The sequence below is a fragment of the Agrobacterium tumefaciens genome, assembly GCF_005221325.1.
GTDB lineage: Bacteria > Pseudomonadota > Alphaproteobacteria > Rhizobiales > Rhizobiaceae > Agrobacterium.
In genome coordinates, this window is record NZ_CP039889.1 from 1,773,039 (window position 1) to 1,796,781 (window position 23,743).

Consider the following 23,743-nt stretch of genomic DNA (forward strand, 5'->3'; position numbering starts at 1 on the left):
TGCGCCGCGTTGTTGCAATATGAGGAAAGAAGTATAATCTGTTAAATGCAATGTTCGGAGGTATTATTGCGATATGAGCATCAATTGCGAAATTCTTGATTTACGGGCTTTTCAAGCTGTGGTTGAATTTGAGAGTTTTCACAGAGCGGCTGATGCGCTGCATATTTCGCAACCGGCACTCACCCGGCGCATCCAGAAACTGGAGCAGGCCATTGGTGCGCCGCTTCTCGAAAGGACCACGCGCCACGTCGCGCCAACGGCGATGGGCCAGGAGGTCATGCCGCTTGTCCGGCGCATGCTGGAAGAGTTTGACGGATCGCTTTTTGCAATGAAGGACGGAGCGCAGCGGCGCGGCCTTATTACGATGGCATGTGTTCCGACTGCGGCATTCTACTTTCTACCCACCGTCATCAAAACCTTTAGCAAGCAATATCCGCATATCCGGCTGCGTATCAGAGACCTGACGGCAAACGAGGGCTTGCAGGCGGTTGCCCGTGGCGAGGTGGAATTCGGGATTAACCTGATGGGCAATTCCGATCCCGATCTGGCGTTCGAGCCGCTGATCGATGACCCATTTGTGCTGGCGATGAGGAAAGACCATCCTCTGGCGGCTTTCGAAACGATCCAGTGGGATCAATTGGAGCCACACCCGCTGGTCGTTGTCGATCGCTCCAGCGGCAACAGAACGCTTCTCGACGGCGCGCTTGCGCGACACAATCTGAAGCTGAACTGGTTCTACGAGGTGACTCACCTCAACACATCACTCGGTCTCGTTGAAGCCGGGCTGGGTATTTCCGTGCTGCCGCGATTGGCCACCCCGCAGGATGACCACCCGTTTCTCGTCACGCGGCCGATCGTAAATCCCGTGGTCTCCCGAACGATCGGCATCGTGCAGAGGCGCAGCAGCGCGCTGTCTCCGGCTGCGGAAAAATTTGTGCAAATGCTGTTGAAGACGTGGAAAACACCCTGAATGGATGCGTTGCGGCTCCATCAGACCCGCCGCTTCAGCAACCCTGCCAGGACCGTCAGCGCCCCGGTCAGGTCGTCGAATGATGGGCCGCCGAGGCAAAACCTGATGCCGCTTGCCTGATCTTGCGTATCCGCCATCATGGAATCCGGTGCGGTCAGCCTTATGCCGCTTGCCGCGGCGGTGGATACAAAGCCGTTGGCGGCTGCACGCTCCATCGGCAGCCAGACATTGTATGCATCGGGATGCGAGACAAGCTCGCTCGCATCCAGCAGGGAAACCGCGAGGCTGGAGCGTCGCCGCGCCTCGTGGCGCAGATCGCGCTGGATCGATGAGATGACGCCGGTGGTCAGCCAGTCCTCAACCACCGCGCAGGAAAGTGCTGATGGGGCCATCGGCGCATCCTGCAAGAGATTTTCCGCGGCATCCTTCTGTCCCGCCGGCAGCGCCAGCACTCCGATCTGCAAGCCGGGACCGAGCGACTTGGACATGCCATTCACATGAAACGAAACGTCAGGCGCCAATGCCGCCAATGGGGTGAAAACCGGGTCGGACGCCGCATAAACACCGTCCTCGATGATCCAGACGCCGGCCCGGCGACAGATATCCACAATGGCATGCCGCCGCGCCATACCCATGGTGGCGGTTGTCGGATTGTGCAGCGTCGGCGTCAGATAGATCGCCCTGCCGCCGCCCGGCTCCATGCCAGCGAGCGCTTCGGCAAGTGCCTCCGGCACCATCCCCTCGGCATCGATCTCCACACCCTGCACCCTGCACCCTTTGCGCCGAAGCAGCGCGAGCGCGCCGGGATAGGTGATCCGCTCGGTCAGCAGCAGGCCATCCTGGCCGCAGGCAAGATCGAAGGCCAATGACAGCGCCTGACGGGCACCGCTCGTCAGCACCAGATGCGATGGATCGACGGACAGGCCGAGTGTCGCGAGCCAACGGGCCAGAACACGCCGATGTTCCACATGGCCTGCGGGCGGCGCATAGAGATTGAAATGATCCGCATCGATCTTGCGCGCGATGCCGGTCAGCGTTTTTGCCAGAATACGGGCGTTGAGCGTGGCCGGCGGCGCGTTGGACGAGAGGTCGATCTGCCGGTCGTTATGTGCTTCCTGAAGCGCCACGAATGTTCCCCGACCCTTGACGCTGCGGGTCAGGCCGCGCCGTTCCAGAACGGCATAGGCTTTCGTTACAGTGCCGAGACCCACGCCCAGTTTCCACGCGAGATCACGATGGGCAGGCAGGCGCACACCGCCCGTCAACCGTCCCTCGATGATATCGTCGGCAAGTGCCAGCACCAGCCGCTCGGCGGCATTCGCCTCGATATCTGCAAGGCGAGGCACCCAAGGGGATTGCAGCAGCACGGTCTCAACCTCGTTAAAAGTGTCACGTTACACTATTTCAATAACCAAGAAGTGTAACATAAGCTATGACGGCGCTGGATGAAATCCACAGTTAGCAACAGGCGACAGCCATATGGCGGGCGCATTGAGGTTTGAATGTTCAGCCACATAACCGTCGGAACGCGTGATCTTCAGCGGGCAGGATATTTCTATGACGCCGTGCTCGCGCCGCTTGGCCTGATACGTCGGGCCATCACACCCGATGGGGGGCCTGCGGCACTTTGCTGGGTGACGACGCACGCCCCATTGCCGCGGTTTTACGTCTATAGCCCCTTCAATGGGGAGGCGGCAACCGCTGGCAATGGTGGCATGGTCGCCTTTCTGGCGCCATCGAAAGACGCGGTGAATGAGGCCTATGCCGGCGGTTTGGCTCATGGTGGAACGGACGAAGGTGGTCCGGGCCCGCGCCCGCATTATGGCGAAGGTTATTTCGGCGCCTATCTGCGTGATCCCGATGGGAACAAGGTCCATATCGTCCATCGCGGTGATCTCCCGCACGAGCGGGGAAGCCCTTGATTTCCGGAGAAACCGACATGTTCGCCAGCCAGCTTGCCCTCGTCTACGGCACCTATCTCATCGCTACCGCCAGTCCCGGGCCAAGCAACATGGCAATCATGGCAACGGCGATGCGCAACGGCCGTCTGCCTGCCCTTGCTTTGGCGGCCGGCGTCATCACCGGTTCGCTGTTCTGGGCGATCCTGACGGCGACCGGTCTGTCCGCCGTACTCACCGTCTATGCCCAGGCGCTTTTCGTCATCAAGATCGTTGGCGGCGTCTATTTGCTGTATCTGGCCTTACGCGCCGGCAGATCAGCCCTCAAACCGGTCTCCGATCTTGCAGGAACGACTGCGGAGCGCGCGGCGCCGCGCTATCGATCACTCTATCGGCAGGGCCTTTTCATGCATATCGGCAACCCCAAGGCCATCCTGTCGTGGATAGCCATCATGTCGCTCGGGTTTCGCGCGGACGCGCCCGCCGGCATGTTACCGGCGATCATCGGCGGCTGTGCCATTCTCGGCGTAACCGTGTTCGGTGGTTATGCCTTGCTTTTCTCGACCGCCTCGATGATTGCACTCTATACCAGATTACGGCGCTGGATCGACGCCGTGCTCTCTGCGGTCTTTGCGGTTGCGGGTCTTAGACTGCTTGTCTGGCAGAGTTGAAGGCCTCACCCTGCGTCCACGACTGCCCGTTGATCTGAACTGAAAGAACGATGTCATGACCTTTGCTATCCATATGATCGATGTATTCGGCTCCGGGCCGCTTTCCGGCAATCCGCTGGCCGTCATCACGGGCGCCGACAACCTGACGACGGATGAAATGCAGCTGTTGACGCGGTGGTTCAACCTGTCCGAAACCACATTTCTACTGCCGCCCACCCATTCAGAGGCCGACTACCGTGTCCGGATATTTTCGCTGGACAGGGAAATGCCCTTTGCCGGGCACCCCACGCTGGGCAGTTGCCACGCATGGCTGTCCGCCAATGGTTCGCCCAAAAACGAAACGGCCATCATTCAGGAATGCGGTGCCGGGCTGGTCCCGATCAGGCGCGCGCAGGGGCGGCTTTCCTTTGCCGCCCCGCCGCTCATCCGTTCCGGTGCGCCGACACCGGCCGAGTTGGAAGAGGCGCGGCAGCTGTTGCGGATCGAGGCCCACGATATTGTCGATGCCGCCTGGATCGATAATGGTCCCGGATGGCTGGGGATCAGGCTGGCATCGGCGGAAAAGGTGCTTGATCTTGACCCGGTCCGCAGCTGGCCTGACCGCATTGATGTCGGTGTGGTTGGTCCTTACACGGAAGGCGACGAAGCTGCCTTCGAGGTTCGCGCCTTCTTCAGCGATCATCTGGGCTCCATCGCCGAAGATCCCGTTACCGGAAGCCTCAATGCCTCGCTGGCGCAATGGCTGTTTGCCACGGGCATGGTTGCGGCAGATTATGTCGCCGCTCAGGGGACGCGTCTCGGTCGGCAGGGTCGTGTTTACCTCAGCCGCGATGAGATCGGTGCAATATGGGTGGGTGGTGAAACACGCACACATGTCGAAGGCCGATTGCTCGGTCTTTGAAGACAGATGAAAACGAGGTGACTTGATGAATGACAGTGTTTACCGCCCAATTTCCGAACGCGTGTTGGCGGATGATTGGGGCCGGCTGACCAAGTATGAATATGAACTCCGGCTGCGGGACGGAAGCTGGCAGAAGCAGACCCGGGAGGCATATGATCGCGGTAACGGCGCGACGTGCCTGTTGTACAATCCGGCAAGCGGACATGTCCTTTTGACCCGCCAGTTCCGGTTGCCGGTTCTCTTGAATGGCGGTCTGGAATCACTGATCGAGACACCGGCAGGGCTGCTCGAAGGCGCAGAACCGGCGACGCGAATGCGTGCGGAACTGATGGAGGAGACCGGTTACGAGGTTTCCGAACTCACACACCTGTTCGATATCTATATGAGCCCCGGCTCGGTCACCGAATATCTCGCTTTTTTCCACGGCGAATATGCCGACACCCACAAAGTGGGCGAGGGCGGTGGCTCCGCTGACGAGGGAGAAGATATCGATGTGCTCGAAATCCCCCTGCCGGAGGCGATGCGGATGATCGATCGTGGCGATATTCGCGACGCCAAGACGATCATTCTGCTCCAGCATCTTGCCATCCGGCTTTTGTAGGAAAAGCACGGGTCGCTCTGATCCCGGTTCACCATTGTGGCCACCTCCTCAAAAACGTTTTTCGGCCCGGCGTGAAAGCGCCGGACCGATCCGACGCTCTCGATCATCTGGCGAAAAGATTGGCGGCCATATAGTCGACAAACGCTCTGACTTTTGGGGACAGATATCGATTGGTCGGCCAGAGTACACAGAAGGTCCCCGTATCGGCCACATAGTCGTCCAGCAGCGAAACCAGTTTCCCCTCGGCGATTTCGGATGCCACGGCAAATGAAGGAAGACAGGTGATCCCGAATGATCGCTCCGCGAGATAGATCAAGGGCTCCAGCGTGCTTGCAACGGTCGCAACCGGTAGATCGATCCTGATCTCACACCCGTCGCGAACCAGCGGCCACGGTTCAAACTTTCCGGAATTCGCGAAACGGTGGTGGAGACAGCGGTGCCGGACAAGATCTTCGGGAGCCGTGGGCCGGCCATGCGCTTCGAGATAGCCGGGTGCCGCCACGATCCTGTGTTTGAAGGTGCCGAGCTTGCGGCTCATCAGCCTCGTGTCCCTGATATCGCCTGTCCGGATGACGGCGTCGAACCCTTCCTCGATGACATCGACCAGGCGATCGGTAAAATCCAGATCGAGATTGATGTCCGGATAGGTCTCCATGAAGGCCGATATTGTCGGCATCAGCAGCATGCCCGCCAGGGGAAGGCTGACACGCAGCTGCCCGCGCGGAATGGCCTGCGATCTCGATAGTTGAGCCTGAGCCGTCTCATATTCCGACTGGATGCGCCGGCATGTATCGAGGAAAAAACCGCCATCCTCCGTCAGGGTCATGCTGCGTGTCGAGCGATTGAACAATCGCACACCCAGTTCGTCCTCCAGACGTGCGATGGCCTTGCCGACGGCTGACCCGGAAATGCCAAGACGATGTCCGGCCGCCACGAAGCTTCCCGCTTCCGCGACCTGAATGAATATGCCGAGTGTTCCGAGCTTGTCCATGATCTCCAATTAAGGAATTTTCTTCCAGTATGTTGCGAATAGCAGCCTGTTTATCCGCTATTTTCCTCTCGATATCCAGATGTGGCCGCGGCTGAATTGGCCGGGCTTTAAAATGGAGATACTTATGGAAACGACACCTCTTGCAGCCTTCACCGGCTCTCCCGCCCCTACGACCTTCATCGTCAACGTCATTCACGTCCACCCCGGAAAACAGGAAGAAGCCTTCGCCATTATTCAGGACGTCGTACATTACGTCGCCGAACGGAAAGAAGGGTTCCTCTGGAGCAGCCTTGCGAAAAGCACGGATGGGCAGACGGTCGTCAATGTCGAGGCTATCCAGGGTGCCGGCAACGTCGATGAATTCTTTACCGACCCGGCATTCGTTGAAAAATTCCGCAAGCTGGACACGGTTTCGAAAAGCGAATTCCATACCTACACGGTCGATGATCTGGTTCTTCCCAAACTCAAGGCCGTGTGACCGGCCTTGCGGCATCGGCTTTTTAAAGAGCCTGTCAGGTCGCAAGCTGTTCAGGGGGAATTTTCCCCCTGTTGGCGACCAAACAGTTCATCCTGTCCCCGCTTCGAAGAAAATCCACCTCTTCTCCGCCGAGTAGATTTGAGTGAATTGAGCAACGGCGGTGATCATCCAGCCACCGTCACGACCCCCAAGCACTGGGTCCATTAAAACTTCGTTTGACCCCATCATATTGGCTATCGTGTACCCAGGTAGGCAGCCACGCATCGTTTGAATGGCGATCGCGAAAGGCTCTCTGAAATGCCGAGTGTGCCATGGACCTGCCGAAGATAAAAACGCTGATCGATTTCGTTGGACGGACAAACGTCACGGAGCTGACGGTTGCGGAAAAAAAAGTGACGGTCCGGATTTTCCGAACCGTCGGGCAGGCGGCGACTGTTGCCGAGACGAAATCGACCGAAGGCGAAGTTGCCGGGCCGGCTTCTTCTGCGGATGTTTCAGCTTCTGTCGTGAGCGCGGGTTCGACCTCCACCGTTAAGGCGCCGGTTTTTGGTGTTTTGCATCGTTCATCGGCTCCGGGTCAGCAGCCGTTCGTGAATGTCGGCGATCATGTCGAAGAGGGGCAGACCCTCTTCATCATCGAGGCGATGAAGGTCTTCAACACCATTGCCGCGCCGCATGCGGGCCGAATTGCATATCTGACTGATGTGGATGGCGGCGAGGTCGAGACGGGCGATGTGCTGGCGGAGATCGTATGATGGTGGAGGTCTTCAAAAATACGACACCTGCCGAGAAACGCTTCGATACGGTTCTCATTGCGAACAGGGGTGAAATAGCGGCGAGAATCCAGCGGGCCTGCTATGAGCTCGGGTTAAAAACCGTCGCAATATGCTCCGAGGCGGACAGGGGCGCATCCTATGTCCGGACTGCCGACAGTTTTCTTTGTATCGGCCCTTCCGCTGCGGGAAAAAGTTATCTCAACAAGGATGCCATCCTGCTTGCCGCGCGGCTGACATCTTCAGGGGCGATCCATCCCGGTTACGGGTTTCTGTCCGAAAATACCGCCTTTTCGGACGCTATCGAAAAAGCCGGCCTCGTTTTCATTGGGCCGGATGCATCATCGATCGCGACGATGGGCGACAAGATCGCTGCAAAACGGGCGATGATTGCCGCTGATGTGCCGTGTGTTCCAGGTCCTGATACGGCATTGCCGGACGACCCGGCTGCCGTCGAAAACATTGCGCAGGAAATCGGTTATCCCGTCATCGTAAAGGCTGCCGGCGGCGGTGGCGGCCGGGGTATGCGGGTTGTGCCGGATGCCGGCTCGCTGCATGAGGCGATTGCCACGACACGCGAGGAAGCCCGTCAGGCTTTCGGCTCGCCGGCACTCTACATGGAAAAATTCCTCGAGCATCCGCGACACATTGAAATACAGGTCCTGTGCGACACCCATGGACATGCCGTTTGGCTGGGACATCGCGACTGCTCGATGCAGCGCCGCCACCAGAAAGTGGTGGAGGAAGCGCCGGCGCCCGGCATTTCGCCTGAGGTGATCCGGTCCGTCGGACAATCCTGCGTCGAGGCCTGCCAGCAGATCGGTTATCGAGGCGTCGGAACGTTCGAATTCCTCTACGAGAACGGATCGTTCTATTTCATCGAGATGAATACGCGTCTGCAGGTCGAGCATCCCGTGACCGAAATGACCAGCGGGATCGACATCGTTCAGGCGCAGATCAGGGCGGCCCAGGGGGAAGAACTGGATTTGCGCCAGCAGGATGTGAAATGCGAAGGCCACGCCTTCGAATGCCGCATCAACGCGGAAGATCCGCAGACTTTCCTGCCTTCCGCCGGCGTCGTGGCTAGCCTTTCGTGGCCTCAGGGGCAGGGCATTCGTGTCGATACCCATATCCATGAGGGTTACAGGGTTTCTCCCTATTACGATTCCCTGATCGCCAAGCTCATCGTCCATGCGCCAACCCGCAGCGAGGCGATGGCGAAGATGCGCGAAGCGCTTGCCGAGACGGCAATTGACGGCATTTCGACCAATCTGCCGTTCCTGCGCGCCCTCTTCGAGGACGAGGCTTTTGCGCGTGGTGAAACCGATATTCATTATCTGGAGAAATGGCTCAAGCAACGGAGGGTGGCATGAGTACGCTCGACCTTACCGATACCGCCACCATCGCGGCCCTGACCGAAGCCCTGACGGCGGCGGGTGTGGACGGTATTGAAATCTCAACGCCCAGGGGGCATTTGCGCCTCGTTGTTGCCACCGGCAACAGTGCACAGGCCGCTTCGGTGGTGAAACCCTCATCGGCTGAAACCGCTGCCGCTGCCGCGGCCGTGATTGTCAAAGCGCCGATGGCTGGTCGTTTCTGTTCTTCTCACCCCTCAGCATCGGTCGAGACCGATCATCTCCCGCGTTCGATTAGCAGTGCCGATGTTCTCGGCTTCATCCGCATAGGCTCCGTTCTGCTTCCCGTATCTGCCGGTTGCCCGGGCGTCGTGAAGAGACGGCTTGCGGAGCCGGATGCGCTGGTCGGGTTTGGCGATCCCCTGTTCGAAATCGAGCCTCAATCATGATTGCTACGCCGAATATTCTTGCGCCGCTGCATGACACCCTGCCCCTCACCAAGGGAGAGGCACGCATTTCCTTCATCGGCTCCCGTTCCTTTCTGCTCGAAGCACCGGGCGAGTTTGATCTGCCCGCGCAGCGCTGGATCTGGGCCTTGTCGCAAACGGTCAGCAACTGGCCGGATGTTGCGGAAATCATCCCCGGCATGACCAATCTTCTGACGATCTTCAAGGAAACGCCCGATGATCCCGACAGTGTCGTGGGGCGTCTGCTGGAGGCATGGAACAGCGCCCGGAGCCTCGACCTGACTGGCAAAACCATCGAAATCCCGGTGCATTATGGTGGCGAATACGCGACCGATCTTGCCGCCATCTGTGATTTTTCCGGCTTGAGCGACCGCGAGGTGGTGCGCCTCCATCATGAGGCGACCTATCGTGTCTTCGCATTGGGCAGTGCCCCCGGTTTCGGTTATCTGCACGGTCTTGATCCCCGAATTTACATGCCCAGAAAAACGGTGCCATCCATCAGAATGGAAAAGGGCTGCGTGACCATCGGCGGGATGCAGACCGGTGTGGCGATGCTGACGGGTCCGAATGGCTGGAACTCCATCGGCCACGCGGAACTGCAGATGTTTGACCCGGCATCGTCGGCGCCTGCCCTGATGGCGCCCGGCGATATCGTGCGGTTCGTGCCGGCGAGGATCGAGCTATGATCGAGATCATCGAAGCGGGTCCCTTCAACACGGTGCAGGATCTCGGACGCCCGGGTTATCGCGACATCGGTGTCTCCGCATGCGGCGCCATGGATCCGCTTGCCGTCAAAATCGGCAATATCCTCCTCGGCAATGCCGACGATGCGGCCGCTATCGAGGTCCAGACCTTTCCGTTCAAAATGCGGTTTGAAGCCCGTGCGGTCTTTGCGGTCACCGGAGCAGATGGTCATCTGCTGCTGGATGGCAGAGAGCTGCTTCCATGGTGCACCCATGTGGCAGCCGAAGGACAGGTTCTGGAACTGAGACAGCCGCCGCGCCTCGCGCGCGCCTATATTGTTGTTGCAGGCGGTGTGGATGTTCCGGTGCTGATGGGGTCGCGGAGCACGGCGTTGCGCGGCGGATTCGGCGGCAATGCCGGGCGTCCGCTTGTTAAGGGTGACAGGCTGGGGATCGGCACGCTTCCTGATGCTTTGCCGCTGCCGGCAAGCGGTATCGCCGTTATCGAACCTACCATCGCCTTGCGTGACGTATTCGCTCCGGCAGATGAAGGTGTCTTGCAGATCCGCGCGATACCCGCTGGCGAACATGGGCTGTTCGCGTCCGATGGCGAGGCTTTCTGGAGCCAGACATGGCGCATTTCATCCCGCAGCGACCGCACCGGCTATCGCTTGTCCGGGGAGCCGATCAAGCCGACGGAGACAATCGAAATGCGCTCCCACGGGGTTGTTCCGGGTGTGGTTCAGGTGCCGCCGGGGGGAGAGCCGATCATTCAGATGAGTGACGCCAACACGGCGGGCGGATATCCGAAGGTTGCCGGCGTGATCGAATGCGATCTGTGGCGGCTCGGGCAGGCGCGGATCGGCAGCCGGTTGCAATTCGTACGCTCGACCCATGCTGAAGCGCGGGCCGTGGAGCAGGCGGTTGCCAGCTATGTCGAGGATATCAGGCAGACGTCACACATGGTCAAGCGGGCGCTGAAGGCAATGGCCTGACGGCAGGTGAACGGATCGAAGGAGAATGCGATGAAGATCGATCTGAATTCCGACATGGGTGAGGGCTTCGGTCCTTACCGGTTGTGCGATGACGAGGCGATGATGAAGATCGTGTCGTCCGCCAACATTGCCTGTGGTTTTCACGGCGGTGACCCTGACACGATGGCCCGGATGGTGCGTCTGGCGAAAGCGAATGGTGTCGGCATCGGCGCTCATCCGGGGCTGCCGGATCGCGCCGGTTTCGGACGGCGGGAAATGCCGTTCCAACCTGACGAGCTGCGCCAGCAGATGCTTTACCAGCTCGGCGCGCTGATGGCGATTGCCGGGGCCGAGGGGATGAAGGTCGGCCATTTCAGCTTTCATGCGGCGATGGGCAATATGGTCAATCGTGATCCCGCACTGGCCGATCTGATGATGAATGCCATTTCCACTGTCGATCCGGGACTTGTGGTGTTCGTCACGCCCGAAAGTGAAATCGAAAGGGCGGCGAAACGCGCTGGCCTCAAGACGCTGGCACTGTTTCTGGCGGATCGTGCCTATGATGCCGAAGGCAAGCTCGTGGCGCGGGGACTGCCCGGCGCATTGGTCAAGGACGAGGTGTTAGTTCGCGCGCGGGTTCGACGGTTCCTGACCCATGGTCAGGTCGAGGCCATCGATGGCTCGATCATCGCCATGCCTGCGCGTTCGATCCTTGTCCACAGCGATACGCCCGGTTCTCTGGAGCTTGCACGCATCATCCGCAGTGAAATCGAGGCTTCCGGCGCCACTCTTGCGCCTGCGGCCGAACTTGCGGCCTGACCGGGTCGCTGTCTGTTGTTTCCATCTCATCGAAAGATTACCCAGATGCCTTCCACCGCTGATCGCCTGAAAAATGTTTCCATCTCCGCTTCCGCCGCCATGACCCAGCGTGCCAGGGAACTGGCCGCGAAAGGGATCAAGGTCGTGAGCCTTTCCTCCGGTGAGCCGGATTTTCCAACCCCCGCCCATGCCATCGAAGCCGCGCATGCCGCGGCGCTGAATGGTGAAACGAAATATCCGCCGATGGATGGAACGGTGGCGATGAAGGCCGCGATCAGCCGGAAATTCAAGCGCGACAACAACCTGACCTATGATGCCAGCCAGATCGTCGTCTCCGCCGGCGGCAAGCAGGTGATATTCAATGCCATGCTGGCCACCTGCAATCCGGGTGATGAGGTGGTCATTCCCGCACCCTCATGGGTCAGCTATGCCGATATCGTCAAATTTGCCGGTGGCGTTCCTGTGCCTGTGCCCTGCTTCGAGCAGGCAGGTTTCAAGTTGCGCGCGGAAGATCTCGAAGCCGCGATCACGCCGCGCACCAAGTGGCTTTTCCTGAACTTCCCCAGCAATCCCACCGGTGCGGCCTGCTCGCGGAAAGAGATGGCGGCAATCGCCGAGGTTATGCTGCGTCATCCCCATGTGTGGATATTGACCGACGATATCTACGAGCATCTCGTCTATGACGGGTTCGAGTTCGGCACGATCGCCGATGTGGAACCGCGGCTTTACGACCGCGTGCTGACCATGAACGGTGTCTCCAAGGCCTATGCCATGACGGGCTGGCGGCTTGGTTATTGCGCCAGTGGCTCGAAGGAACTCATTGCGGCCATCAGCAACGTCAACGGCCAGAATGGCGGCGGCATCACCACCGTCACACAGGCCGCAGCCATTGCCGCACTGGATGGCCCCCAGGATCTGCTGAAGGAAAGAGCCGCGATCTATCGGGAACGACGCGACTTCGTTCTTGGCCAGTTGGCCGAGATCGACGGCCTGCGTTGCCACAAGCCGGAGGGCGCCTTCTATATCTATCCGAATATTTCCGGCCTCATTGGCAAAACCACCAAGGGCGGACGCAAGATAGAAAGCGATGTCGACTTCGTCATGGCGCTGGTGGATGAGCATCACGTCGCCACGGTGCAGGGTGCCGCCTATGGCATGAGCCCCTATTTCCGCCTGTCCTATGCCACCAGCATGGAGATGCTGGGCGAAGGATGCGCGCGTATCGCTCAGTTTTGTCAGGACATGCGCTGATTGATGCAACACATCTCCCGGTCCGATGTGACGAGACCGGGAGATGTTTAGAGTTTCAGATTCTCTGTCAGTTCCACAAGAATGTCCTTCACCGCAAAAGCCGGCTCGGACAGGGAGTTTTGATCAGATGTGCAGAGGGACAATGTCTCTTCTATGCGCGGAGACAGAAGCCGGCAGACAAGCGGTTCGCCCGTTTCCGAGACGATACGGTCGGCTATCGCCTTTGGCATGATCGTGGCGCCAAGGCCGCTTGCGACGGCGCGGGCCAGCGTTCTGACGATCTCGACTTCCGCGACGACCTTGAGATTGATCCGGCTGCGCGTAAATGCGGTGTCCACCGCGCGGCGCACGAAATTATAACTCGGCGGCAACAGCATCGGCAGCCCGTCCAGTGCGCCGATGGGCACCGGTTTCATATCCGCTTCGATTGCGAAGTTGCGGTGGGCGACAAGATAGAATTCTTCACTGAGGACAGGCTCGAAGCGCACGCCCTTGATTGGGCCGACGCCGTGAATCAAGGCCATTTCCAGACGGCCGTTCATGATCATCTGACTGTAGGTCTGTCCGACGCTTTCCGTCAGGTGGATCAAAATGCCCGGATGCCGTTTTCGCGTCTCGGCCAGCAGATCGACGGACAATGTGGCGGCGCTGCTGAAAGGCACCAGGCCGACCGAAACACGGCCCGCAAGCGAATTGCCCGCCGCTGCCGCATCGACCTGCGCCTGTTCCATCTGCCGCAGAATGATTTGCGCATGGCGGTAAACCGCATGTCCCGCATCCGTCATCGTCACACCCTGCTGGCTGCGAATCAGCAGTTTCTGGCCGAAATGTTCTTCGAGTGCGGCCAGCTGCTGGCTCAGCGCCGGCTGGGCAAGGTGCAGAATATCGGCCGCGCGCGTGATGCTGCCGCTATCCACGATGACGATAAAGGATTTGAGACGCCTGATATCCATTGCGATGATGATGATTTCGGTTGTGCTGCGGCAAATCTACAAGGTCGCCCCCGTTTTGCAATGCGAACCGGGAACCGGAATTTCCAGAAAACCTGTGTGAACCGGATTCCATCAGCCTTTTTGCCCGGAAACCATGGCGCTTCGGGCTCCATAAAAGTTGCTTATTACTCCAAAAGTAATCGGTCTTAGGCAAGCAAATAAAGCTTCGCTAATCTCTATGGCAACGACAAGGGGATCAGAATGCCATTTTCCGATTACAAGACCGCATTGGTCACTGGCGCTTCGTCCGGTATCGGCGCTGCAGTCGTCGAGCGGCTGCGTCGCGAAAACATTGAAGTCCATGCCATCGCCCGTAGTGCCGATGCATTGAAGGAGCTGGCCGATCGGACCGGGTGTGTCGCGCATGTCATCGACGTGACGGATCGTGCTGCGATTGCCGACCTGGCAAGCCGGGTAGAGTTTGATATTCTGGTCAACAATGCCGGCGTGGATCGCCCGAAGAAATTTCTCGAGGCGGATGAAGCCGATATCGATCTTCTGATCGACGTCAATCTGCGCGCCGTCCTTCACATCTGCCGGCTGATCGTTCCGGGCATGGTTGAGCGCGATCGCGGCCACGTCATCAATATCTCGTCCATCGCTGGAAACTATAATTTCGGCGGCAATTCCACCTATCACGCGGTGAAGGCTGGCGTCGCCATGCTCTCGAACCAGCTGCGGATCGATGCATTCGGCAAGCGCGTGCGCGTGACGGAAATCTGCCCCGGCCGTGTGGCGACGGATATTTTCAACCACGTCCACGGCAATGATCCGAGCGTGCGCGAGCGTTTCATCGACGGTTTCGAATTGCCGAAGGCGGAAGACATTGCCGACGCGATCGGTTTTGCCATTGCCGCGCCGGTTGCGGTCAATATCGGCCATATGGAAATTACCCCGACATTGCAGGTCATGGGCGGCCTTCAAACAGCCAAGCCCCAGGCAGTAGCCGAGGACGGTACAAAGAAGGAGCAAAAGCCGTGAGCGGCTTTGACCTTTCGGCTATCCTGAGCAATCAGGAATATATCGCGATGCTGGTGCACGGCATCGAGATGACCTTCATCATCTTCGTCGGTTCGTGGTCGCTTGCCATGTCGCTTGCGCTCATCCTGCTCTGCATCCGCTTTTCGCCTTCGCGCTTCGGGGATCGGCTTGTCGCAGCCTATGTTTCCTATCATCGCAACGTGCCGACGCTGGTGCAGTTGATGTTGTGGTACTTCGGTATTTTCACCTTGCTGCCTTCCGGCCTGACAGGCTGGCTGACGGATCATAATGCTGAAGCAATCTTCGCCGTGGTGGGCCTCGGCCTGTGTCAGGCGGCTTATTTCAGCGAGGATCTGCGTTCCGGTCTCCGCTCGGTCAGTCCGGGGCAGATGGAAGCGGCAAAGGCGCTGGGACACAGCTATCTCTCGGCGATGCGTTTCATCATCATGCCGCAGGGCGTGCGCAATGCGCTGCCTCCGCTCATCAATCACAGCGTCTCCCTGTTCAAGAACAGCAGTCTCGCTCTTGTCATCGGCGCGTCGGAATTGACCCATGCGGTCAAGGAAATCGAAAATCTGAGTTTTCAGACCTTCGAAATCTACCTCGTCGGCACGGTTCTCTATCTCTTCTTCTCGCTGTTGATCATGGGGGCTGGCGCCTATCTGTCCATGCGTCTTGATCCGGCCTTGAGGGCGCGCGCATGATCGGGGATATCATCACCATCATTCACGATTACTGGCTGCTGCTGTTGATCGGCCAATATCCGAATGGGCCTCTCGGCGGGCTCGTGAATACGCTCATTCTCTCGGCGCTCGCCATCGCTCTCGCTTTTCCGGTGAGCATCCTCATGGCGCTCGCACGTTTGTCGACATTGCGCGTCCTGCGGTGGCCGGTGACGGCATTGGTCTATGTCACGCGCGGCGTGCCGTTGCTGATGCTCATTCTGTGGACCTATTTCCTCATTCCTCTCTGGACCGGGGCCGATGTGCCAAGTTTTGCCATCATGCTGGCAACGCTTGTCGTCTATCAGGGCGCATTCCTGAGTGAAGTGGTAAGGGCAGGCATTGTTGCCCTCGGCGTCGGGCAGATGGATGCGGCAAAAGCGCTTGGCCACAGCTACGGCAGCGCGATGCGCTTCATCATCCTGCCGCAGGCGCTCTTCAACATGATCCCGAGCATGATCTCGACCTTCGTGGCGACGATCAAGGACACGACGCTCGGTTATGTCATCAACGTGCCCGATCTCACCTTCGCAGCCAGCCAGGTGAATAACCAGCTTCTGACGCAGCCCTTCCAGGTATTTCTCATTCTTGCGGTGGTCTATTACGCCCTCTGCTGGAGCCTGACCTATCTCGCAAACGCCGTCGAACGCCGCATTGCCCGCCGCCGCGCCGGCGTGGTGGGCCGCCCGCATCAGGCGTCCTTGACGCAGGCCAAAATCTTAACGGAGCAGCCATGACCACGACCGCATCAGCGACGCCTCAGCAGACGATCCGTATCTCGAATGTCTGCAAGAGTTATGGCGACTATCAGGTCCTCAAGAACATCGACGCCGAAGTTGCGCGCGGTGAGGTGGTTGTCATCTGCGGACCTTCCGGCTCCGGCAAATCGACCCTGATCCGCACCGTCAATCGCCTGGAGGAAATCAACAGCGGTTCGATTACGCTCGATGGGCGGGACATTCACGCCGCCACGCGCACCAGGGAGTTGAACCTTCTGCGCAGCCGCATCGGGTTCGTGTTCCAGAGTTTCAATTTGTTTCCGCATCTTTCCGTTGTCGAAAACGTCACGATTTCACCAATCCGCGTCAAAGGTGTTTCGCCTGATATCGCGCGGCAAAAGGCACTTGCGCTGCTTGAGCGTGTCGGCCTCGCCGACAAGGCAGGCGCTTATCCTGGTCAATTGTCCGGCGGGCAACAGCAGCGTGTGGCGATTGCGCGTGCGCTCGCCATGGAGCCGCCGGTCATGTTGTTCGATGAGCCCACCAGCGCGCTCGATCCGGAAATGGTCGGCGAAGTGCTGGCCGTCATGAAGGGCCTGGCGGCGGAAGGCATGACCATGCTCTGCGTCACCCATGAAATGGGGTTCGCGCGTGAAGTTGCGGACCGCATCTGGTTCATCGATGCCGGAGAAATACTCGAAAGAGCGACGCCGGAAGAATTCTTCAAGACACCCCGCCATCCGCGCGCGCAGCGGTTCCTCGCCGATCTGCGTCACTGATAACAGCCAATAACAAAGGAGAACAGCAATGAACTGGAAATGCCTTACACTTACCGCCGCAGTTTTGGGAACGGCTGCCGCTTCGCCCGCCGCAGCGGATCAACTCGATACCATCACGGCGAACAAGGTGCTGCGCTGCGCGACCTTCGCCGATGTTGTTCCCTTTGCCGCGCCGGATCCGAAAACCCGCGAGATGGCCGGTTTTGATGTCGATCTCTGCAAAGCCATTGCCAAGGAGCTTGGGGTCAAGGCGGAGGTGAAGCCCGTATCGGTCGAGGCCCGCGTTCCTGAAGTGAAGCTTGGCCGCGTCGATATCACCGTTGCCAATCTTGCCTATACACAAAGCCGCGCCGAGCAGATCCAGTTCAGCGATCCCTATTATCTCGCCAAGGAAATGCTGATCGTTCCGGTCGATGATGCCGGCAAGAAGAAGTCCGATTATGAAGGCCAGCGTGTCGCTTCGACCAAGGGCTCGACTTCGGAAATGTCGATCAAGCTCAACAAGTCGGAGCCCTTGACCTTCCAGGATACGGCGTCCGCCTATCTTGCCGTTCAGCAGGGCAAGGCGCGCGGCATGGTGGCCAACACCATGACGACCACGAAATTCGTCAATGAATCCAAGACCAAGGGCAAGCCCATGCGGATGATCGAAGAGCCGATGCTCTATCAGCCGATCGGCATCGGCATGGCGAAGGACAATCCGGCCCTCACTGCCAAGATCAATGAAATTCTCCGCAAGCTCGATGCCGATGGTGAGATCAACGCGATCTGGAACAAGTGGCTCGGTCCGGATACGGAATACAAGATGACCCGCACCGACAAGGTTGTCCCGCTTTCCGAGCTGAAGTTCGACCCCATCCCCTGATCTGCCGGCATCCGCGGCATCGATTTCAACATCCACTTAAACTCAAATGCAAGCGGCGGGACGTTCCCGCCGCCAGCCTTACCGTGGGAGGTTTTATGATCCACATTAAAGATATCGCAGAACGGCCAAGCAAGGCGGACATCGAAGCGCTTTCGAAGTTTTCACCCGCCACCATCCATGAGGCGCAGGGTCGAAGGGGCGCATTGTCCTCCCGTCTCAAGCCCGTCGATTACCGGATGAAGTTGTGCGGCCCCGCTTTCACCGTCAGATGCGCGCCGCGTGACAACATCATGCTGCAGCTTGCGATCAACTACGCCAAGCCCGGCGATATCATTGTCGTTTCGGCCGGCGAATATGAGGAAGCGGGTTCGTTCGGTGACGTGCTCGCCAATGCCTGCCTCGCAAAAGGTATTGGCGGTTTGGTGACGGACACAGGCGTGCGCGATACGCTGCAACTGCGAGACCTCGGTTTCCCGGTGTTTTCCCTCAGCGTCTGCATCAAAGGGACCGTCAAGGAAACCATTGCGGCAGTGAACGACAGCATTATCGTTGGCGGCGAGATCATCAATCCCGGCGATATTGTCGTCGGCGATGCCGACGGACTGGTTGTGGTGCGTCGTGCAGAGGCACAGGAAGCCGCACGGCTGTCGCAGGCCCGTGAGGATGCCGAGGCGGGTTTCATAGAAGCCTACAAACAGGGCAAATCGGTGATCGAGGTCAGCAATCTGGAGCCCGTGCTGAAGGCGAAAGGGCTCGTTGTCGATATCTGACTTTGGAACAGAGAACCGCCGTTCAGTCATTCCTTTGGCGAAAACCGCCAAAGGTAAACTGCGGAATGTAGGCAGTCAGCCAATGGCAGGATTCCAATGGCTGACTGGCGAATGGCCGTTACCGTTACGTCTTCTTTGCCTGGCTTATTTCAGGCGCTTCAGCAGCTCTTCAGCCACAGCCGGAGCGGAAGCGGGGTTCTGGCCAGTGATCAGTTCGCGGTCGGTCACAATGTGGGATGTGAATGGCGTCTGGTTGCTGCTGAAGTCACCCCCGGCCGCTTCCAGGGCCGTTTGCGGGTAGAATTTCATCTCGCCGCCATTCAGCAGGCCCTTGGCGATGCCTTCTTCTTCATTGCTGATGACAGTCATCTTATAACCGGCATAGATCCAGCCTTTGGCCTTTGCTGCATCGCCTGTCTCAAGTTTTTCGGTGAAGGCTGTCGCATCGGGCAGGGCGGACAGCAGCGCGATCGGTCCATGGCAGGCAAGGGCCGTGGTCTTGCCCTTGGTGTGGAAGTCGGTCAGGAGCTTGCCCAGTTCCGGGCTGACGAGAAGGTCCTGCATCGGCGCGTGACCACCCGGCACATAGACGGCGTCGAAGTGGTCGTAACCGATCTGCTCAACGCGGGCGAGGCTGACGACCGGCGATTTTTCCCGCGAGGTCAGGTTGAGTTTTTCGAGCAGCGCGCTGCTTTCTTCCATGGCGGCGACGTCGCCACCGAAATGCATCTTGTCCACCGAAGATTTGTCGAGGGTAGGGGCGCTACCTTTCGGCGTGGCGAAGGTGATGTCGTGACCGGCGTCCAGCAGCGCCTTTACCGGCTGCATCAACTCGTTGAGATAAAAGCCGGTCTCGAAAACCTTGCCGTCCTTGAGGTCGAGGCGATCGGAATCCGAGAGGACGACCAGGACATTGGCTGCCTGTGCGCTAAATGCGCTGGTTCCAAGAGCAAGGGCGAGGGCGAAAGTGCGGATGGGTTTCATGTTTTTCTCCAGACATGGACACTCCCTGCCCCGCATGGGCGGGGAGCGCTGATGTGTTATTCGTGGTGTGGTGATGCCGTTCAGGCGGTCAGGAGGTCGCGCAAGGCTTCGCCGACGCCGGTCGCCGATTGCGGGTTCTGGCCCGTGACCAGCCTTCCATCGACAACGACCTTCGCCGTCCAGTCGGCGGCCGGATGATGATGTGCACCGCGCGCCGTCAGCGTGCTGGCGAGCAGGAAAGGAACGATCCTGTCCAGCTTGACGGCCCGTTCCTCGTCATCGGTGAAGGCGGCGACATTCTTGCCGGCGACGAGATGGGCGCCGTTACTCAGCGTGACATTCACCAGGGCCGCAGGGCCGTGGCAAACCGCAGCGACAACGCCACCCGCCTCGTAAATGCCGCAGGTGAGGCTGTTGACCGCCGGGCTTGTCGGAAAGTCCCACATTGCGCCGTGCCCGCCGGCGAAAAAGATCGCCGCGTAGTTTTTCGGGTCAAGATCGGCAAGGCGCGACGTGTTGCGAATGGCGTGGCGGAAGCCCTCGCTGTTCCAGTAATGCGCATTGCTGGGGTCATTGAGATCGAGGCCATCGACCGGCGGCTCGCCGCCATCGATGGAAGCGAGTTCGACGGGGATACCGGCGGCGTCGAGAACGGCGAGCGGGTGGGTGACTTCACCAAGGTAGAAGCCGGTGGGTTCACCCGTCTCGCCCTTGGTGCCATGGCTGGTGAGGACGAAGAGAACCGGTTTGATAGGCTGAGTTGCACTTGTCATGAATTGCTCCTGACATCAGAGGATGAGGCTGGATGGCCTGTGATGAAGCAACATATTGAAGCCGATGGAGCGGATAAATGCGCCTTCAGGGAATTCATTTGTTCCTGAGAAGACGAAATCGCTTTATTGACGCGGTGATCGAAGATAAGTCTGGCTCCAGAAAGCTGACTTATTCGCAAGGGGCCAAAATGGGGCGGCGGTTTGATCATCTCGGCGATGTGGAGGCATTCATCACCGTTGCCGAAAAAGGCTCAATGACCGAAGCGGCCGTTGCGCTTGCGACGACGGCATCGGTTCTCAGCAGGGCGATCACCCGTCTGGAAATCCGGCTTGGCGCCCAACTGATGCGGCGAACCACACGGCGCCTGAGTTTGACGGATGAAGGTCGCGCCTATCTCGAACAGGCACGCGCGGCGCTTTCGATGATCGACGATGCGGAGCGGGCAATTCAGGGGCCGACGGGAGCCTCGTTGACCGGCCATGTCCGCATCAGCGTACCGACGACCTATGGCCACTACCGGCTGCCTGCCATGCTGGAGCGTTTCATGCAGGCCTATCCAGAAGTCCAGATCGAATTGAGCATCACCAATCGCAACGTCGATCTGGTGGCGGAAGGTTACGATCTGGCGATCCGCCTCGGCCCCTTGCCCGATAGCGGGCTGGTGGCGCGCAAACTGGAAGATGCGCCGTTGCGTCTAGTTGCAGCCCCGCATTATCTCGAACGGGCGGGCATCCCTCGGCATGTCGAGGACCTGGCGGAACACCAGTGTCTGCCTTTCGTGATGCCGAGCACGGGGCGTTGCGCGCCGTGGCTGTTTCATGTCGACGGTCGCGATCTGGACTGGACGCCGCCCGGCCGCATCCGCGTGCTTGACGATGTGTTGGGTGTCGTGTCCCTGGCCGAAAGCGGACTTGGCATCTGCCAGACCTATAATTTCATCATTCGTGACCGCGTCAAAAAGGGGCGTCTTGTCGAGGTGCTGGATCATGCGCAGGGCCGCTCCCGGCCTTTTTCGCTGATCTTTGCTCCGCACCGCCGCCTGTCGGCGGCGACACGCACGCTCATCGACTTTCTCGCGGAGAAATAATCGCGAGCGGGCTGTGCTGCCGGTTTCAGAGTTCGATGACCTGCCGAACGGCGCTTCCGTCGTGCAGACGATCGAACCCTTCATTGATGTCTTCTAGCTTCAGCCTGCCGCTCAGAAGGCGGTTCACCGGCAACCGGCCATCGCGATAAAGGGCGATAAAGCGCGGAATATCTCTGACTGGCACGCAGGTGCCGATATAGCTGCCCTTGAGCGTCCGCTCCTCGCCGACGAGCTGCACGACATTGACCGGCAGGGCAGCACCCGGCGGCGGCAGACCGGCGGTAACGGTGGTGCCGCCGCGCCTCGTCATCCTGAAAGCGTTTTCGAGGGCACGAACGGACCCGGCCATCTCGAAGGCATAATCAGCGCCGCCGGAGGTGATCTCGCGAACCTGCTCCACGGCATCCTCATCGCGTCCGTTCACGACCGCGGTCGCGCCCAGTTCGCTGGCAAGCGCAAGCTTTTCCTCGGAAAGATCGACGGCGACGATCTTGCTGGCGCCCGCCGCCCGCGCACCGAGGACCGCGGCAAGGCCCACACCGCCAAGCCCGATGACGACGGTAGTCGAGCCGGCCCTGACCCTGGCCGTATTCACGACAGCGCCGACGCCGGTGAGAACCGCGCAGCCGAAAAGCGCCGCCTCGACAAAGGGCAGATCGCGGTCGATCTTGACCAGCGAATTGCGCGACACGACGGCATATTCGGCAAAGGCCGATACACCAAGGTGATGGTGGACGGCCTTTCCATGATAGTTCAGGCGGGTGGCGCCACCCAGCAGCCTGCCTGCGGCATTGGCGGCGGCGCCCGGCTCGCACAGGGCGGGCCTGCCTTCCGCACAGGGCAGGCAATGCCCGCAACTCGGCATGAAGACCATGACGACATGATCGCCGGGCTCGAGATCGCGCACGCCTTCGCCCAGTGCCTCGACGACGCCTGCCGCTTCGTGCCCGAGCGCCATCGGCATCGGGCGGGGCCGGTCACCGTTAATGACGGAAAGATCGGAATGGCAGAGGCCCGCGGCACGGATGCGGACGAGGACTTCGCCCGGACCGGGCGGAGCAAGCTCGATCTCTTCGATCGCAAGCGGCCTGCTGGTGGCGTAAGGGTGAGACATATTCGTCTCTCGCAACATCGCGGCTTTGACCTGCATTCTTTCTGCCTCCCCGTAAAGTCGTTCATCAATGCCATTTTCCCACAGCATTGAGAACATGCGCAATTCCTTCAGCCGCTATGCCCGGTCCTTGCCGACATGTTCAGCCAGAAAGTCTATGAAGGCGCGGATGCGAGTCGCAAGGTGCTCATGTCCGGCGAAGACGGCATGGATTTCTTCGACATCTTCGGGATTGTAGTCCTCCAGCACGGGGACGAGCGTCCCGGCATCAATATCGGGCTGGACATGGAACTGGCCGACCCGGCCGAGACCGCTACCAGCAAGACAGAGCCAGCGCATGATCATGCCGCTGTTGACGGAGCTGTTGCCGGATACCGGCAGGCGGTAGATTTCCGCCGATCCCGGATCGCGGAACGGCCACTCATTGAGGCTGCGCCGGAAGTTGAAACTGAAGCAATTATGGGCGGCGAGATCGGCTGGTGTTTTCGGCATTCCATGCCGTTTTATGTAGGAGGGCGAAGCGATAATGACCCGCCGGCTTTCGAGCAATTTCCTGGCTTTCAGGGATGAATCATCCATGGCCCCGGAGCGGATGGCGATATCCGTCCGCTCCTCGATGAGGCCAATGATGCCGTCGGTCAGCGAGATATCGAGCTGGACTTCGGGATAAAGTTCGAGAAAGGCCGGTACGAGCGGAAGGAGATACCGTTCGCCGAAGCCAACGGAAGCATTCACCCGCAGCAATCCCCGCGGCACCAGTTTTCCGCCCGCCGCCACGATCTGCTCCGTCTCGGCGATATCGGCCAGAATTCTCCGGGCGCGTGCCAGATAGACCTCTCCCTCCGGCGTCAGCGTCATCATTCGGGTGGAGCGGACAAGCAGGCGGGTTCCGAGCCGGTCCTCGATGCGGGTGACGAGCTTGCTGACGGCCGATGGCGAGAGCTTCAGGCGTCGTCCCGCTGCCGAAAAACTCTGCAATTCCGCAGCGCTTACAAACACTTCCATTTCGCCGGTACGATTGTCCATCTACCCAACCTGTGAATTCAATTCAAAGCTATTTATCCAATAGTGTCGATTATCACACAAGCCCTCTTCGACCATATTGCATCACAGCAATTCCAACCGAC

The 23,743-nt window shown here is 59.4% G+C and carries 27 protein-coding genes; 20 read left to right on the forward strand and 7 right to left on the reverse strand.

What is annotated here, in order from left to right; translation table 11 throughout:
* The first annotated feature begins 73 nt into the window (after window positions 1-73).
* Window positions 74-970 carry a LysR family transcriptional regulator gene (locus tag CFBP5499_RS23085; protein WP_080827958.1) on the forward strand — a complete coding sequence of 299 codons (897 nt, stop codon included), beginning with the start codon at window positions 74-76 and terminating at the stop codon, window positions 968-970.
* Between the two features lie 20 nt (window positions 971-990).
* On the opposite strand, the gene CFBP5499_RS23090 is transcribed toward CFBP5499_RS23085, so the two are convergent.
* Complete coding sequence (locus CFBP5499_RS23090) at window positions 991-2,337, reverse strand: PLP-dependent aminotransferase family protein (protein WP_080827957.1); 1,347 nt, start codon at window positions 2,335-2,337, stop codon at window positions 991-993.
* 135 nt (window positions 2,338-2,472) lie between these two features.
* Between CFBP5499_RS23090 and CFBP5499_RS23095 the strand changes: the two genes are divergently transcribed.
* Genes CFBP5499_RS23095 through CFBP5499_RS23110 form a run of 4 tightly spaced genes read left to right on the forward strand, consistent with a single transcriptional unit; the run spans window position 2,473 to window position 5,041 of the window.
* Window positions 2,473-2,892: a VOC family protein gene (locus CFBP5499_RS23095; protein ID WP_080827956.1), complete on the forward strand. Its 420-nt coding sequence runs from the start codon at window positions 2,473-2,475 to the stop codon at window positions 2,890-2,892.
* A gap of 17 nt (window positions 2,893-2,909) precedes the next feature.
* Window positions 2,910-3,539, forward strand: coding sequence for a LysE family translocator (locus tag CFBP5499_RS23100; RefSeq protein WP_080827955.1), 630 nt, complete (start codon window positions 2,910-2,912; stop codon window positions 3,537-3,539).
* A 55-nt stretch (window positions 3,540-3,594) separates the two neighbouring features.
* The gene (locus tag CFBP5499_RS23105; RefSeq protein ID WP_080827954.1) at window positions 3,595-4,440 is read left to right on the forward strand and encodes a PhzF family phenazine biosynthesis protein; all 846 of its coding nucleotides are present in this window, start codon (window positions 3,595-3,597) and stop codon (window positions 4,438-4,440) included.
* Window positions 4,441-4,465: 25 nt separating this feature from the next.
* On the forward strand, window positions 4,466-5,041 hold the full coding sequence (locus tag CFBP5499_RS23110) for an NUDIX domain-containing protein (protein ID WP_080827953.1): 576 nt from the start codon (window positions 4,466-4,468) through the stop codon (window positions 5,039-5,041).
* Window positions 5,042-5,144: 103 nt separating this feature from the next.
* On the opposite strand, the gene CFBP5499_RS23115 is transcribed toward CFBP5499_RS23110, so the two are convergent.
* Complete coding sequence (locus CFBP5499_RS23115) at window positions 5,145-6,032, reverse strand: LysR family transcriptional regulator (protein WP_080827952.1); 888 nt, start codon at window positions 6,030-6,032, stop codon at window positions 5,145-5,147.
* Window positions 6,033-6,156: 124 nt separating this feature from the next.
* Here CFBP5499_RS23115 and CFBP5499_RS23120 point away from each other — a divergent pair, with 124 nt between their 5' ends.
* The 8 genes from CFBP5499_RS23120 to CFBP5499_RS23155 all read left to right on the forward strand — a co-directional run bounded on the left by CFBP5499_RS23120 (window position 6,157) and on the right by CFBP5499_RS23155 (window position 12,832).
* On the forward strand, window positions 6,157-6,510 hold the full coding sequence (locus CFBP5499_RS23120; RefSeq protein WP_175416858.1) for an antibiotic biosynthesis monooxygenase: 354 nt from the start codon (window positions 6,157-6,159) through the stop codon (window positions 6,508-6,510).
* Between the two features lie 311 nt (window positions 6,511-6,821).
* Window positions 6,822-7,265, forward strand: coding sequence for an acetyl-CoA carboxylase biotin carboxyl carrier protein (locus CFBP5499_RS23125; protein WP_080827951.1), 444 nt, complete (start codon window positions 6,822-6,824; stop codon window positions 7,263-7,265).
* On the forward strand, window positions 7,265-8,656 hold the full coding sequence (gene accC, locus CFBP5499_RS23130; protein ID WP_175416907.1) for an acetyl-CoA carboxylase biotin carboxylase subunit: 1,392 nt from the start codon (window positions 7,265-7,267) through the stop codon (window positions 8,654-8,656). The genes CFBP5499_RS23125 and accC overlap by 1 nt, the downstream gene beginning before the upstream one ends.
* Complete coding sequence (locus tag CFBP5499_RS23135) at window positions 8,653-9,087, forward strand: acetyl-CoA carboxylase (protein WP_080827949.1); 435 nt, start codon at window positions 8,653-8,655, stop codon at window positions 9,085-9,087. Before accC ends, CFBP5499_RS23135 begins: the two co-directional genes overlap by 4 nt.
* Window positions 9,084-9,791 (forward strand): 5-oxoprolinase subunit PxpB, encoded by a 708-nt coding sequence (pxpB, locus tag CFBP5499_RS23140; RefSeq protein WP_080827948.1) that lies wholly within the window; start codon window positions 9,084-9,086, stop codon window positions 9,789-9,791. The genes CFBP5499_RS23135 and pxpB overlap by 4 nt, the downstream gene beginning before the upstream one ends.
* Window positions 9,788-10,783 (forward strand): biotin-dependent carboxyltransferase family protein, encoded by a 996-nt coding sequence (locus CFBP5499_RS23145; RefSeq protein ID WP_080827947.1) that lies wholly within the window; start codon window positions 9,788-9,790, stop codon window positions 10,781-10,783. The genes pxpB and CFBP5499_RS23145 overlap by 4 nt, the downstream gene beginning before the upstream one ends.
* Before the next feature lie 30 nt (window positions 10,784-10,813).
* Window positions 10,814-11,581 carry a 5-oxoprolinase subunit PxpA gene (locus CFBP5499_RS23150; RefSeq protein ID WP_080827946.1) on the forward strand — a complete coding sequence of 256 codons (768 nt, stop codon included), beginning with the start codon at window positions 10,814-10,816 and terminating at the stop codon, window positions 11,579-11,581.
* A 45-nt stretch (window positions 11,582-11,626) separates the two neighbouring features.
* Window positions 11,627-12,832 (forward strand): pyridoxal phosphate-dependent aminotransferase, encoded by a 1,206-nt coding sequence (locus CFBP5499_RS23155; protein WP_080827945.1) that lies wholly within the window; start codon window positions 11,627-11,629, stop codon window positions 12,830-12,832.
* A 47-nt stretch (window positions 12,833-12,879) separates the two neighbouring features.
* Here CFBP5499_RS23155 and nac read toward each other — a convergent pair whose 3' ends face one another.
* On the reverse strand, window positions 12,880-13,785 hold the full coding sequence (gene nac, locus CFBP5499_RS23160) for a nitrogen assimilation transcriptional regulator NAC (RefSeq protein ID WP_080827944.1): 906 nt from the start codon (window positions 13,783-13,785) through the stop codon (window positions 12,880-12,882).
* Window positions 13,786-14,025: 240 nt separating this feature from the next.
* Between nac and CFBP5499_RS23165 the strand changes: the two genes are divergently transcribed.
* The 6 genes from CFBP5499_RS23165 (at window position 14,026) to CFBP5499_RS23190 (ending at window position 18,660) form a co-directional block, all read left to right on the forward strand.
* Window positions 14,026-14,805, forward strand: a complete 780-nt coding sequence (locus CFBP5499_RS23165; RefSeq protein WP_080827943.1) for an SDR family oxidoreductase — start codon at window positions 14,026-14,028, stop codon at window positions 14,803-14,805.
* Window positions 14,802-15,509 carry an amino acid ABC transporter permease gene (locus CFBP5499_RS23170; RefSeq protein ID WP_080827942.1) on the forward strand — a complete coding sequence of 236 codons (708 nt, stop codon included), beginning with the start codon at window positions 14,802-14,804 and terminating at the stop codon, window positions 15,507-15,509. The genes CFBP5499_RS23165 and CFBP5499_RS23170 overlap by 4 nt, the downstream gene beginning before the upstream one ends.
* Window positions 15,506-16,264, forward strand: a complete 759-nt coding sequence (locus tag CFBP5499_RS23175; RefSeq protein WP_080827941.1) for an amino acid ABC transporter permease — start codon at window positions 15,506-15,508, stop codon at window positions 16,262-16,264. The genes CFBP5499_RS23170 and CFBP5499_RS23175 overlap by 4 nt, the downstream gene beginning before the upstream one ends.
* A complete protein-coding gene (locus tag CFBP5499_RS23180) occupies window positions 16,261-17,025 on the forward strand; it encodes an amino acid ABC transporter ATP-binding protein (RefSeq protein WP_080827940.1) in 765 nt (254 codons plus the stop codon). The genes CFBP5499_RS23175 and CFBP5499_RS23180 overlap by 4 nt, the downstream gene beginning before the upstream one ends.
* A gap of 28 nt (window positions 17,026-17,053) precedes the next feature.
* Window positions 17,054-17,890 carry an ABC transporter substrate-binding protein gene (locus CFBP5499_RS23185; RefSeq protein ID WP_080827939.1) on the forward strand — a complete coding sequence of 279 codons (837 nt, stop codon included), beginning with the start codon at window positions 17,054-17,056 and terminating at the stop codon, window positions 17,888-17,890.
* Window positions 17,891-17,985: 95 nt separating this feature from the next.
* Window positions 17,986-18,660, forward strand: coding sequence for a 4-carboxy-4-hydroxy-2-oxoadipate aldolase/oxaloacetate decarboxylase (locus CFBP5499_RS23190; RefSeq protein WP_080827938.1), 675 nt, complete (start codon window positions 17,986-17,988; stop codon window positions 18,658-18,660).
* 144 nt (window positions 18,661-18,804) lie between these two features.
* Here the strand turns inward: CFBP5499_RS23190 and CFBP5499_RS23195 are convergent, their stop codons facing one another.
* A complete protein-coding gene (locus tag CFBP5499_RS23195; protein WP_080827937.1) occupies window positions 18,805-19,644 on the reverse strand; it encodes a type 1 glutamine amidotransferase domain-containing protein in 840 nt (279 codons plus the stop codon).
* Between the two features lie 80 nt (window positions 19,645-19,724).
* Window positions 19,725-20,417 (reverse strand): type 1 glutamine amidotransferase domain-containing protein, encoded by a 693-nt coding sequence (locus tag CFBP5499_RS23200; protein ID WP_080827936.1) that lies wholly within the window; start codon window positions 20,415-20,417, stop codon window positions 19,725-19,727.
* Between the two features lie 188 nt (window positions 20,418-20,605).
* On the opposite strand from CFBP5499_RS23200, the gene CFBP5499_RS23205 reads away from it, so the two are divergent.
* Window positions 20,606-21,505, forward strand: a complete 900-nt coding sequence (locus tag CFBP5499_RS23205) for a LysR family transcriptional regulator (RefSeq protein ID WP_080830116.1) — start codon at window positions 20,606-20,608, stop codon at window positions 21,503-21,505.
* Between the two features lie 25 nt (window positions 21,506-21,530).
* Here the strand turns inward: CFBP5499_RS23205 and CFBP5499_RS23210 are convergent, their stop codons facing one another.
* Complete coding sequence (locus CFBP5499_RS23210; RefSeq protein ID WP_080830115.1) at window positions 21,531-22,655, reverse strand: zinc-dependent alcohol dehydrogenase family protein; 1,125 nt, start codon at window positions 22,653-22,655, stop codon at window positions 21,531-21,533.
* Window positions 22,656-22,733: 78 nt separating this feature from the next.
* Complete coding sequence (locus tag CFBP5499_RS23215; RefSeq protein WP_080827935.1) at window positions 22,734-23,642, reverse strand: LysR substrate-binding domain-containing protein; 909 nt, start codon at window positions 23,640-23,642, stop codon at window positions 22,734-22,736.
* Between the last annotated feature and the right edge of the window lie 101 nt (window positions 23,643-23,743).

What these genes read in the sequence shown, in the direction of transcription:
- CFBP5499_RS23145 (WP_080827947.1), top strand. Translation starts at nt 9,788, where the DNA reads ATGATCGAGATCATCGAAGCGGGTCCCTTCAACACGGTGCAGGATCTC.
- CFBP5499_RS23110 (WP_080827953.1), top strand. Translation starts at nt 4,466, where the DNA reads ATGAATGACAGTGTTTACCGCCCAATTTCCGAACGCGTGTTGGCGGAT.
- accC (WP_175416907.1), top strand. Translation starts at nt 7,265, where the DNA reads ATGGTGGAGGTCTTCAAAAATACGACACCTGCCGAGAAACGCTTCGAT.
- CFBP5499_RS23100 (WP_080827955.1), top strand. Translation starts at nt 2,910, where the DNA reads ATGTTCGCCAGCCAGCTTGCCCTCGTCTACGGCACCTATCTCATCGCT.
- CFBP5499_RS23095 (WP_080827956.1), top strand. Translation starts at nt 2,473, where the DNA reads ATGTTCAGCCACATAACCGTCGGAACGCGTGATCTTCAGCGGGCAGGA.
- CFBP5499_RS23150 (WP_080827946.1), top strand. Translation starts at nt 10,814, where the DNA reads ATGAAGATCGATCTGAATTCCGACATGGGTGAGGGCTTCGGTCCTTAC.
- CFBP5499_RS23115 (WP_080827952.1), bottom strand. Translation starts at nt 6,032, where the DNA reads ATGGACAAGCTCGGAACACTCGGCATATTCATTCAGGTCGCGGAAGCG.
- CFBP5499_RS23120 (WP_175416858.1), top strand. Translation starts at nt 6,157, where the DNA reads ATGGAAACGACACCTCTTGCAGCCTTCACCGGCTCTCCCGCCCCTACG.
- CFBP5499_RS23085 (WP_080827958.1), top strand. Translation starts at nt 74, where the DNA reads ATGAGCATCAATTGCGAAATTCTTGATTTACGGGCTTTTCAAGCTGTG.
- pxpB (WP_080827948.1), top strand. Translation starts at nt 9,084, where the DNA reads ATGATTGCTACGCCGAATATTCTTGCGCCGCTGCATGACACCCTGCCC.
- CFBP5499_RS23200 (WP_080827936.1), bottom strand. Translation starts at nt 20,417, where the DNA reads ATGACAAGTGCAACTCAGCCTATCAAACCGGTTCTCTTCGTCCTCACC.
- CFBP5499_RS23155 (WP_080827945.1), top strand. Translation starts at nt 11,627, where the DNA reads ATGCCTTCCACCGCTGATCGCCTGAAAAATGTTTCCATCTCCGCTTCC.
- CFBP5499_RS23195 (WP_080827937.1), bottom strand. Translation starts at nt 19,644, where the DNA reads ATGAAACCCATCCGCACTTTCGCCCTCGCCCTTGCTCTTGGAACCAGC.
- nac (WP_080827944.1), bottom strand. Translation starts at nt 13,785, where the DNA reads ATGGATATCAGGCGTCTCAAATCCTTTATCGTCATCGTGGATAGCGGC.
- CFBP5499_RS23190 (WP_080827938.1), top strand. Translation starts at nt 17,986, where the DNA reads ATGATCCACATTAAAGATATCGCAGAACGGCCAAGCAAGGCGGACATC.
- CFBP5499_RS23165 (WP_080827943.1), top strand. Translation starts at nt 14,026, where the DNA reads ATGCCATTTTCCGATTACAAGACCGCATTGGTCACTGGCGCTTCGTCC.
- CFBP5499_RS23180 (WP_080827940.1), top strand. Translation starts at nt 16,261, where the DNA reads ATGACCACGACCGCATCAGCGACGCCTCAGCAGACGATCCGTATCTCG.
- CFBP5499_RS23205 (WP_080830116.1), top strand. Translation starts at nt 20,606, where the DNA reads ATGGGGCGGCGGTTTGATCATCTCGGCGATGTGGAGGCATTCATCACC.
- CFBP5499_RS23135 (WP_080827949.1), top strand. Translation starts at nt 8,653, where the DNA reads ATGAGTACGCTCGACCTTACCGATACCGCCACCATCGCGGCCCTGACC.
- CFBP5499_RS23210 (WP_080830115.1), bottom strand. Translation starts at nt 22,655, where the DNA reads ATGCAGGTCAAAGCCGCGATGTTGCGAGAGACGAATATGTCTCACCCT.
- CFBP5499_RS23215 (WP_080827935.1), bottom strand. Translation starts at nt 23,642, where the DNA reads ATGGACAATCGTACCGGCGAAATGGAAGTGTTTGTAAGCGCTGCGGAA.
- CFBP5499_RS23175 (WP_080827941.1), top strand. Translation starts at nt 15,506, where the DNA reads ATGATCGGGGATATCATCACCATCATTCACGATTACTGGCTGCTGCTG.
- CFBP5499_RS23125 (WP_080827951.1), top strand. Translation starts at nt 6,822, where the DNA reads ATGGACCTGCCGAAGATAAAAACGCTGATCGATTTCGTTGGACGGACA.
- CFBP5499_RS23105 (WP_080827954.1), top strand. Translation starts at nt 3,595, where the DNA reads ATGACCTTTGCTATCCATATGATCGATGTATTCGGCTCCGGGCCGCTT.
- CFBP5499_RS23185 (WP_080827939.1), top strand. Translation starts at nt 17,054, where the DNA reads ATGAACTGGAAATGCCTTACACTTACCGCCGCAGTTTTGGGAACGGCT.